The following is a 10,639-nucleotide window of genomic DNA, read 5'->3' on the forward strand; positions in this document are numbered from 1 at the left end:
TTAAAAGTCAGAGAAATGGGGGGCTTTCGATATTCTTTGCTTGTGAAGCATGGCAATGGCGGAGAACACGAAGAACAATATACCCGTCGGCGCGTAAAGAATGTTTGCGATCAGCAACTGAAAGATCAGCGCGAACGTGATGGCGATGGCTGTTTGTGCGTGAATTCCATTATTTCGTTTCTTGAAACAGAAATAAGCGAGGCCTAGCAGGCAAAGAAAAAACGCGATTGCGGAAAGCCCGAATGTGTAGACAAGGTCCAACAGGCCACTATCCAGGGAATTGTAGTCACTGGATGACAGCTTTGATGCAGCGCCTGTACTGCCAAGTCCATTGCCGGACAGGGAGCCTGAGGCGAATTGCGAGAATTGATCGTAGAGATTCGATCGTGACTGGAAACTAGTATCCTGGCTGAGGTTACTGAAGGTCTGCAGACGGGATTGGATCTGATTTGCGATGGGACCAACCAGCAACAATGGCAGGGAAACAACGGCAAGCACCAGCGCCCCGATGATGTAACGGATTCGACGCTTCCATTGCATGGCAAACAGGATGAAGATGAAGCCCATCAGGAAGCACAACCACGCCGAACGCACCAGCGACAACATCAGTGCGGCAAGGCCGATGGCGAACACGATGTTTTTGAAGATGCCCTGCTTGGGCAATATCGTGATTAGCCCTGCGGTGAGGAAGAGAGCGAATACACCGGGCGAATTCATGGTCGAGAACAGGCGAACATTGCCCGCTTCGGCAAAACCGATGGCCCCCATTTCCGCATTCGTCACCCAGTACTTGTCCCATGCAGGATAGAAGAAGAACTGGTAAAGGCCATAGATGCCGATAATAAGCACACCCCATTCGAAAGCCTTGAATACTTGCGAGGTATTGGCTTCGATAAATTCTGGGTGGCCGAGGATATGCAAAGCTATAAAAATCGGGCCCAACCAGGTCAGCGCTGCGTAGGCGGCGGCGAAAAAGCCGGATTGGAACAAGCCGATGACGAAACCCCACAGCACGATCGCAATGATCCCGAGGTAAGGCAGGACATAGGCCGAAATGCGCCTGCGCAGCAGTTTGGGCATCGACGTGGCCGCGATGCAGCTGACCAGGTAGGGCGCCAGCATCACCAGGCTCTCGGCGTGGTAGGTGGTATTGAAATCGACCACGCGCCGCACGAAGGGCGTCAGCATCCACAACCACATACAGAAGCCCAGGTAGTTGGGCGACGAAGCGCGAAACAAATACAGGCCAAGGACCAGTGCAAATGGCAGATAGACAAGTTCGATGATCGCGGACAAGCCTGCAAAGGCGCCGACAATGGCGAACAGGAAGAACATGATCTGGACAAGCACCAGTTTTTTCATGACCACCCTCCAGTCACGCGTGGCTTGTTTTGCTTGGCGAAGTCGTCGGCATGCATGTGCGGGTCATTCTCCCTGCAGCAACTCGTGAACCTGGGCAAGGAAGTTCCTGCGAAAGGCATCGGTGGAAAAGCGCATCGCATTGGCACGACAGTTCTCCGGAAGGAAGACGGCAGGACTGGCTTCGAAGCGGGCCACGGCCGCACAGATCGAATCCACCGTTTGTTCGCCGAAGAACAGGCCGGTGGGCGAATCACCATTGCCGACAATCGTTTCCAGCGCGCCGCCACGGCCGTAGGCAATGACAGGCGTGCCACAGGCCTGCGCCTCCAGCGGGGCAATGCCAAAATCCTCCTCCGCGGCGAACACGAAGGCCTTGGCACGGCGCATGTGATCGAGCATCACCGCGCCAGGCTGGTAGCCCAGCACACTCACATTCGGGCCGGCCAGCGCCTTGACCCGCTCCATCTCCGGGCCCTCGCCGATGATGACCAGCTTCTTGCCCGGCATGCGCGAGAATGCCTCGGCAATCAGCGGGATTTTCTTGTAAGGCACCATCCGCGAGGCGGTCAGGTAGAAGTCTTCCTTTTCACCGCCGGGAGTGAAACGCTCCACGTCAACCGGGGGATACACCACCTGCGATTCGCGGCCGTAGATCTTGCGGATGCGAGCACCGATGAACTTGGAAATGGCCACGTACTTGTCCACCCCCATGGCGGTGCGCACGTCCCAGATGCGGAAGTAGTGCAACAGAATACGGGCTAGCCAGCTCTTCACGCCCGTCTCGATGCCCCCCTCCTTCAGATAGGAGTGCTGCAGGTCCCATGCATAGCGTGCCGGGCTGTACACGTAAGCCAAGTGGTGCTGATTTGGCGAGGTGATGACTCCCTTGGCCACACTCGATGAAGAGCTGATCACCAGATCGTAGGCGGACAGGTCCAGTTGCTCGATGGCCAGGGGCATCAGTGACAGGTAGCTGCGGTATTTCTTCCTGCCGAACGGCAGCTTCTGGATGAAGGTGGTCGTGGGGACCTTGCCCTTCAGGAAAGCATTGTTGCTGTCGTCCAGATCGTGGACCGTGCTGAAAATGTCGGCCTGAGGAAACAGGCCAATGAGTTCTTCGAGCACCCGTTCAGCACCGCCATACACGACCAGCCAGTCATGCACGATGGCGATTCTGAGCTTGGTTATATCCATCACGTTCAATCCACCCCGAACAAATCGCGGCCGTGGACCTTGCTGGCCACATCGCGGATGTTGCCGGTGACGCGGCTGGCCTCGTAGGCTTCGCGCCTGTCCGATACGACGCGAAAATCGAGACTCTGATTGCTCAGGTAATCCTGAATTTCCTTGTCCTCAATGGGGAACTGTCTGTCATTGAGCTTCCGGACCTTGATCGGGTCGACGTCGAGCGCCACCACAGCATGGTGCTGGGCAAGCAGCACCACGATGAAGAACCCGACGTAGCCGGTACCGGCGATTGCAATTTTCATGTAGTTGTCTGATGTGGAAGAGGCGATCGACAGTGGCTGGCCTCGGGATGCCAAGCAGCACGGATTGCGCCATGGAGCCAATAGAACCAGGCAAGCTTGGCTCTATAGAAACCGTGGAAAGCCGTGGTGCAAACAGGGCTTGCCCGGGAACAGGCAACGTGCCAACGAAATGACAAGCCCGATTCCGGCAGCCCCTTGTAACCATCCCCCGTGGCCAAGAATCAATCCACGCGATCAAGGCCGCATACCTGCGGAACATCACATGTCATGCAGGCCATATCGCCAACCGGCGCAAGAAAACCATGGCGTGACGAATCAAACATGCCGGAGCAGGCCCGTCCCCTCTCCCGACAGGCAAAGGAACGACAGATGCCTCAGCTGGATTTGTACTCGTAGTAGCCGTAGCTGTAATAGCCTGTCGAACGTCGTTCGACGGCGTTGAAGATCGCGCCCTTGAGCTTGACGTTATTCTGCTCGAAACGCTTCTTCGCCAGCGCCAACTCCTTGGGTTGATTCAGGCCAAACCTCGCGACCAGCAGGCTGGTCCCCGCATGATGGGCGATGATAGCCGCATCGGTGACTGCCAGAATCGGCGGGGTATCGATGATGATCAAGTCATACTCCTTCGTCACCCGCTCCAGCAGACGGGTGAAATTCTCGTGCATCAGCAGTTCGGAGGGGTTCGGCGGCACATCGCCGCGCGCGATGAACTGCAGGTTTTCCAATCCCGGCAGCGTATGAGTAGCCCGTTCAACGGAAACGTCGCCAACCAGCACATCCGATAATCCCGGCGACTGCGAAGCACCCAATGCCTTGTGCAGCGTTCCCTTGCGCATGTCTGCATCGATGATCAGTACTCGCTGCCCTGCCTGTGCGATCACCGTCGCCAGGTTCGAGGACACGAAGGTCTTGCCTGCGTTGGGGCTGGAACCAGAGATCAGCACAACATTGTTCTTCGCTTCCAGCCGCGCAAAATGCAGGCTTGTACGCAGACTGCGAATGGCCTCCACCGCCAGGTCTGCAGGCTCGTTGACCGCGAGCAGATGGAGTTTACCGTCGCCGCGAAAACGGCCACGCACCGAGTCGCTTACCTGGGTCGGGCTTACGGGGATGGAGGCATACACCGGCAATCCCAGTTCCTCGATGTGCGCAGGATCCTCGATTCCCCGATTGAGCATCTGCTTCAGCAATACGATGCCGACGGACAGGAAGGCCCCAAGCAATGCACCTACCAGTACGACCAATCCCTTGCGGGGTTTCACCGGTGCAGTCTCGTCCACTGCCGCCGCATCGACGATGCGTACGTTGCCTACGGTGCCAGCACGCGCCACGTCCAATTGCTGAGCCTGGCCCAGCAGCGCCGTATACATCTCATTGCCAACCTGCATGTCGCGAGTCAGCTTGAGCAGTTCCTGCTGTGCTTCGGGCAACTGTTTGACCTGCCCCTGGAACCCGGCCTTGCGCCCTTCAAGTTCACCGAGCTGCCGCATCAACGCCTGATAAGCCGGGTGGTCGCGGGTGAACTTGCGGTCCATTTCAGCTTGCTGCAGGCGCAATTGCTGGATGCTGGTTTCCACCGCAACAGCCTGGTCCAGCAATCCCTTGGTTTGCAGGCTCAGGTCGACCGAATTGGCCTTGGTTTGATAGGCACTCAGTGCTTCCTGGGCCGCATCCACCTGTTTGCGGACGTTCGGCAACAACTCTTTGACAAAAACAAGCTGCGCGGAGGCTTCAGCAGAATTGCGCTCTACGTTTTGGCGCACATAGGCCTGGGCCACATGTTGCAGGAAGTCCTGTGCCAAGGCCGGATCGGCATTCTCGTAACTCAATGTCAGGATTCCCGAGTCCTTGCCGGATTCGGAAACCACGACGTCGCTCTGCAGGTTGGAAACAACGTTCAGCCGACGCAGCTTGGCCACATGGAAGCGGGTCCCTGGATTGGCTTTCAGCTGAGCCACCTGGATCTTTATACCGCGCCCCTCCACAGGCTCTCCCACCTGTCCTTGCAACGCGGGCAAGTCCCCGTTATCGGCAGACAGAATGAAACTTCCCGGCTTATCGCCAGCCGTCAGCGTGAAATTCGTTTCCAGCAGGCGGGCCGGCATCTCCAGTTGGAAAATGTCCAGCCTCTCCCCTCCCCAGCCAAAGCTGTTGAGCCCCAGCCAGGGTTTGGCGATCGAGTCCGGATCTGCTCTCTCCGCCTTGCGCGCGAGATAGCTCCCCAGCAAAGGAAAACGATAGGGCTCGGCCTTCACGTCCAACTTGAGTTCGTCCATGGCACTGCCGACCACAGCACGCGAGGTGATCAACGCGATCTCGGTCGTCGCCTCAGAGCTGCCGCCCACCCCCAGGGTCTGGGTCAGATCCGTCAGCCCAGGCAACGACGGAATCTTGGATTCCACCTGCACCATGGCATTGGCCCGGTAAATGGGGGTAGCCAGCAATGCATAGCCCACCGCCATGACGAAGAAAGTCGCGGTGATGCCGGTGATCCACCACTTGTGATCGATCAGGGTTCCCAACAGTTGCCGCAGATCGATCTCATCCGTGTCAACGGCAGTGGTGGTTCGTGGATCTTGGCTCGTCATGGCAGGCGAATGGCTCGAAAGAATTAATGAAGAATGGGAAAAAATGGAAAAGTCGAAACTAGATATAGCGCCGCCAGCTTTCGACACCTTCCGCCATAAGGCGGTAGACATGCTCGAAAGCGGGGCGCTGCTGTCGATAAGGGTCAGGGATATCCCGGTCGGACTGCCATTTGCCCAGCAGGAAACTTTTTCCTGAGGCTTCGGGGGCCTGCTCACTGATGGCCTTCAGGTGCTTGCGCTCCATCACCAGCACCAAGTCGGCCATCGCAAGAATGCTGGAATCGACCTGACGAGCTCGGTGTGTATTGGCGTCAAGGCCATGCTCCGTCAGCAACTCTTGCGCCGTAGGATCGATCGAACGGCCAACCAATGCGCCGAGACCTGCCGAAGAAACCTGGATGTCCCGCCCCTGCAACGCGTGGCGCATCATCACTTCGGCCGAAGGGCTTCGACAGATGTTGCCGATACATACGAACAAAATGTTCTTGAACACCTACTAAAAATCCCGATGAGTCCATGGCCCTAGTGTAGGCCCTTGTTCAAGCGACCTCTGGTCGCACGTGACCTTAAAGCATACCCCAACTGGCTGCACACCGGACCAAACAGGGGTCGCGTGCAACTGAAGCACATTCACCGGAATATCCGCCGTGAAAAGGTGCCCCGCCTCACAAATTCAAGCTCCTTGGAACATTCAAATGACCGCGCCGGTCTTTCCAATGATGCTCTTCACAATGCCCCGGTTGGATACGGGAGATGGGGAAATGGTTTGAAGCCACCTTAATCGATCAGGCGATGGATGCTTGCCGGTGCTCAGGCACTTCACGCCGGAATCGATCTTTGCACCCGCAATACAACGCTGGAGAAGCCGGCACAGCCTGTCATCCGCGAAGTGCGATTTTCATATGGAACCACTACCTTGCTCGACAATAGATCGCCCCCCCCCCCTCAGGCACGCTACCGCCCTACGTTCGCCCAAGGGGTCACGCATAATGGTGTGCGCTGCGGGTGCTGCACCCGCAGCGTCAGTCGGTGGCGAGTCTCAGACTCCCAGCCGACATCTGGACCGGCCGGGCTACGCCCAGCCAATGCAACAAGACCGAGACACGTTCACCAGCCGAGCGCGCCTGGAACACCGCCTCGAAGCCTGAGAACGGACCATCCAGAACTTTCAATCGAGCACCCGGCTCCCAGTCGCAACCAGTGCGCACATACCCCTGGTCATCGCAGCGCAGTCGAATGGCCTCTGCCACCTGCACCGGCAACATGGCCAGCGTCATTCCGAATCGCACCAGCCCGCAGCAGCCGATCGTGCTGCGAATCGGGGCTGTGTTGTCGGTTTCACTATCCACATTGACAAACAGATATCGTGGAAATAGTGGCATCACACGTGTGGAATCCTGATTGCCGGCGCGATCGTGTGCCAACGGCAACCAGGCCTCATACCCCTGGCGCTCCAGTTGCACCAAAGCCACCCGCTCCTGCTTTGGGCGAGTGAGAACGAGATGCCAGCCGCGCATCAGCTGAACTCCTCCTGCCGCTCGGACTCCGCTTTCAGCTCTCCGAGCTCGGCCACCAATACTGCGATCTCATGCTTGAGACGCTCGTATTCGTCCAGCTTGCGGCGCAGAAACTGAAAGGTAATCCGGGTCTTTTCCTCGATACCGGATGGCGTCAGCCAATAGCGGTATTTGCGCTTGTCGGCGCTGCGCCGGAAGTTGTCGAGCTTGACGAAGCCACGGTTCACCAGCGCACGCAGGCAATAGTTCACCTTGCCCACACTGATACCAAGCTCGATAGCGACCTCGCGCTGGGTCAGCTCGGGGCGCTCCTCGATCATTTTCAACAATCGGTGACGTACTTCGTCAGACTGCACACGCGCCATCCTTGTTCAACGATTGAACAAACCTTAGTGCCTTACACCACAGCATTCAACCGTCCCCTGCCGCTGCATACGACAACAAAATGTCAGTACGCCGTCTTCTGCCTAAGCACCTTCAGCACCGTCAGCACGACGATTTTCAGATCCAGCCACAGCGTCCAACGGCGGATGTAATCGATGTCGTACTGCACGCGCTTTCGCATTGAACGCAACTCGTGAATCTCACCACGCAGGCCGTGCACCTGGGCCCAGCCGGTGATGCCCGGCTTCACGTAGTGGCGATGCATGTAGCGGTCGATGAGGTGTTCGTAATGATTGTTGTGCTGCACCGCGTGCGGTCGCGGCCCCACTACCGACATGCTGCCGCCCAGCACGTTGAAGAACTGGGGCAGCTCGTCGAGACTGGTACGACGCAGGAAGGCACCGAAACGGGTGACGCGCGGGTCGTTACGCGTCGCCTGGGTCACGTTGCCGGACTCCTCCTGGTGCACGTGCATCGAGCGGAACTTGAGCATGTGGAATTCCTTCCCGCCCAATCCATGGCGACGCTGACGGAACAGCACAGGACCCGGCGAACTCAACTTGACGCCAAGCGCCACCAGCAACAATAACGGCGACAGAAAGATCGCCGCACACAGTGCCAGGATGACGTCCTCGATCCGCTTGCGAACCTGGTAATTGCCCTTCGCCAGGCCCTGCCGCAGATTGATAACCGGCACTCTGCCGATCTGCTCGACGCTGGGGTTGAGCATCCCGAATGTGCGAATGTCCGGAACCAGCTTGACCGGTACCGGAAAGCGCTCCAGCATTTTGAGGACCGCTTTCATCCTGCCCCCCTCACCGGTCAGCGGCATCGAGATCCAGACCTGGTCGATCTCGTGCCGGGAAGTCTGGAGGTAGGTTTCCAGGGTATCGAGAGCCCCCAGGCAACGCGGCAGATCACTCCTTCTGCCGAAGCGGGTGTCATCCGGCGAAGCGAAGTAGCCGGCGATGCCCACACCGAGGCCCGGGCATGCCATCAGATAGCGGTGCAGCTTCAGCACCGGCGGCCTGAGTCCGAGCACCACCACGCGCTGCTGCCCCCAGCCCTGGCGACGCAGCATATGCAGCCGGGTCTTTACCCCGAACCGCACCGCCACCATGCCGGAATAACCGATCAGGAAACTGTAGGCGAGCCAGATCCGGGAAACGTCATCCGCCATCTGGACCAGAAGCGAATGCACGGAGAAGGCCGCGAAAATCGCCAGCCAGCACATCGAAAGCATGGCCAGTTCGCGCACGAAGCTGCGGCTGCGCCAATGGCGATACAGCGGCGCGACGGCAAAGCAGAGAAGCGCGTAGAGCAGCAAAGTCCCGATCGACATGCGCTGCACCGCAGATGGCACAACCCAACCAAAGCGCAGCACGTGTGCGCCTGCAACAGCTACGAGCAGCACGGAAACATCCGCGACCCGAAGCCACAGACCCACTGCCGCTAATGCCCCTGGCGAATGGCGAAGACCTGCCTCATTCAAGGCAAGCTCGCGAACTGATCCATGTAACAAAGCCAAGTCCTCCAGAACCTTGCCCCCGTTCCTGGGGACAAACACAAACGCTGTGGGGGTCAGCGCATGTCAAACCTACACCAAAATATGTGCCTCTTGTCTAATTTTAACAAATTCTCGACATGCAGCCACACAGCGCACAGCAGCGACTAACGAGCGCGCCCCCGTTAAGATTGCACCTCAATTTAACTGCCCTGGCCACGATGCAGCGTCCAACTTCGCTTACTGAGGGCCCAATCGGCAAGAACTTGCTGCTATTTGCCCTGCCGATCCTGGCCGGCAACATTGCCCAGTCGCTCAATGGCTCGATCAACGCGATCTGGGTGGGGCGCTACCTCGGCGAGGCCGCGCTGACCGCGGCGGCCAATGCCAACAACATCATGTTCTTCCTGATCGGCTCGGTGTTCGGCATCGGCATGGCGGCCACCATCCTGATCGGCCAGGCGATGGGGGCCAAGGATGTCGTCCAGGCGCGGCGGGTGATGGGCACCAGCGCCACGTTCTTCGTCGGCATCTCGGTCCTGGTCGCGATCTTCGGCGTCTGGCTCGCCCGGCACCTGTTGGCGGCGATGGGGACACCCCACGATTCGCTGGCGCTGGCCGAGGCCTATCTGCGGGTGATCTTCCTGGCGATGCCGCTGCTGTACATGTTCGCGTTCCTGTCGGCTGCGCTGCGTGGTGCTGGCGACTCGCGCACGCCCTTCCGTTTCCTGTTGCTGTCGGTGGTGCTGGATATCGCGCTGAACCCGCTGCTGATCTTTGGCCTCGGGCCGTTCCCGCGACTGGGGATCGCCGGCGCTGCCTGGGCGACCCTCACCGCCCAGGCGATCGCACTGTCCGGCCTGCTGCTCTACATGCGCAGTCGAGGCCACGTGCTGTGGCTGGGCCGGCGCGATGCGGCGATGTTCCTGATCAACCTGCCGATCCTGCGGGCACTGATCGGCAAGGGTATTCCGATGGGCCTGCAGATGGTGCTTATCTCGCTGGCGATGATCGCGATGATGCGCATGGTCAACGGCTTCGGTACCGATACCGCGGCGGCCTACGGGGCGGCGCTGCAGCTATGGACCTATGTGCAGATGCCGGCAATGGCGATCGGTGCGGCATGCTCGTCGATGGCCGCGCAGAACGTCGGCGCACGCCAATGGGATCGGGTCGGGGCTGCCGCACGCAGCGGTGTGCTGTTCAATTTCCTGCTGACCGGCGCGCTGATTGCACCGTTGATCCTGCTCGATCGCTGGACGCTGTCATTGTTCCTGCCGCCCGGCAGCGTGGCGCTGGAGACGGCGCGGCACCTCAATCACATCGCGATCTGGTCGTTCCTGCTGTTCGGCGTGACCTTCGTCATTTCCGGCGTGGTCCGCGCGACCGGCGCGGTGATACCACCGCTGGTGATCCTGGCCTTGGCGCTATGGGGCATCCGGGTGCCGCTCGCCGAATTGCTGATGCCCCGGTTCGGCGCCGATGCGGTCTGGTGGAGCTTCCCGATCAGTTCGCTGTGCGCAATGCTGATGTCGCTGGCCTACTACCGCTGGGGCGGCTGGCGCAGTGCCCACATGCTGACGTCGACGTCGCATGCACTGGAAGTGGCGGTTCCTGCTGAAGTTCCGGCACAACCGCCGTCACCGGTGGCCGATGCGGCCGAGGAGACCCGCTGATATTTGCCACGATGGCCCAGGCAGAAACCAGCACCGGTGATAACGGATGCCATGGATTGTAGGAGCGGCTTCAGCCGCGATGAGGCGTTCTCGGGAAAGCCTCATCGCGGCTGAAGCC

Annotated in this window: 9 protein-coding genes; 1 reads left to right on the top strand and 8 read right to left on the bottom strand. The window is 59.1% G+C overall.

The window, feature by feature from the left end:
- The 8 genes from AC3WJE_RS06940 to AC3WJE_RS06975 form a co-directional block, all read right to left on the bottom strand.
- On the bottom strand, positions 1-1,362 hold the full coding sequence (locus AC3WJE_RS06940; protein WP_493730052.1) for an O-antigen ligase family protein: 1,362 nt from the start codon (positions 1,360-1,362) through the stop codon (positions 1-3).
- Positions 1,363-1,425: 63 nt separating this feature from the next.
- Entirely contained in the window at positions 1,426-2,556 is a 1,131-nt protein-coding gene (locus tag AC3WJE_RS06945) for a glycosyltransferase family 4 protein (protein ID WP_493730053.1), read from the bottom strand.
- A gap of 5 nt (positions 2,557-2,561) precedes the next feature.
- A complete protein-coding gene (locus AC3WJE_RS06950; RefSeq protein WP_493730054.1) occupies positions 2,562-2,852 on the bottom strand; it encodes a hypothetical protein in 291 nt (96 codons plus the stop codon).
- Between the two features lie 374 nt (positions 2,853-3,226).
- Positions 3,227-5,440: a polysaccharide biosynthesis tyrosine autokinase gene (locus AC3WJE_RS06955; RefSeq protein ID WP_493730055.1), complete on the bottom strand. Its 2,214-nt coding sequence runs from the start codon at positions 5,438-5,440 to the stop codon at positions 3,227-3,229.
- Between the two features lie 58 nt (positions 5,441-5,498).
- Positions 5,499-5,933 carry a low molecular weight protein-tyrosine-phosphatase gene (locus tag AC3WJE_RS06960; RefSeq protein ID WP_493730056.1) on the bottom strand — a complete coding sequence of 145 codons (435 nt, stop codon included), beginning with the start codon at positions 5,931-5,933 and terminating at the stop codon, positions 5,499-5,501.
- A 529-nt stretch (positions 5,934-6,462) separates the two neighbouring features.
- Positions 6,463-6,957: a transcription termination/antitermination NusG family protein gene (locus AC3WJE_RS06965; protein WP_493730057.1), complete on the bottom strand. Its 495-nt coding sequence runs from the start codon at positions 6,955-6,957 to the stop codon at positions 6,463-6,465.
- Positions 6,957-7,313, bottom strand: a complete 357-nt coding sequence (locus AC3WJE_RS06970; protein ID WP_493730058.1) for a MarR family EPS-associated transcriptional regulator — start codon at positions 7,311-7,313, stop codon at positions 6,957-6,959. The genes AC3WJE_RS06965 and AC3WJE_RS06970 overlap by 1 nt, the downstream gene beginning before the upstream one ends.
- Before the next feature lie 92 nt (positions 7,314-7,405).
- Positions 7,406-8,755, bottom strand: a complete 1,350-nt coding sequence (locus tag AC3WJE_RS06975) for an undecaprenyl-phosphate glucose phosphotransferase (RefSeq protein WP_493730059.1) — start codon at positions 8,753-8,755, stop codon at positions 7,406-7,408.
- 356 nt (positions 8,756-9,111) lie between these two features.
- Here AC3WJE_RS06975 and AC3WJE_RS06980 point away from each other — a divergent pair, with 356 nt between their 5' ends.
- Positions 9,112-10,521, top strand: a complete 1,410-nt coding sequence (locus AC3WJE_RS06980) for an MATE family efflux transporter (protein WP_493730060.1) — start codon at positions 9,112-9,114, stop codon at positions 10,519-10,521.
- Positions 10,522-10,639 lie beyond the last annotated feature (118 nt).

This window comes from Pseudomonas sp. GW821-FHT07E12 (genome assembly GCF_058986605.1).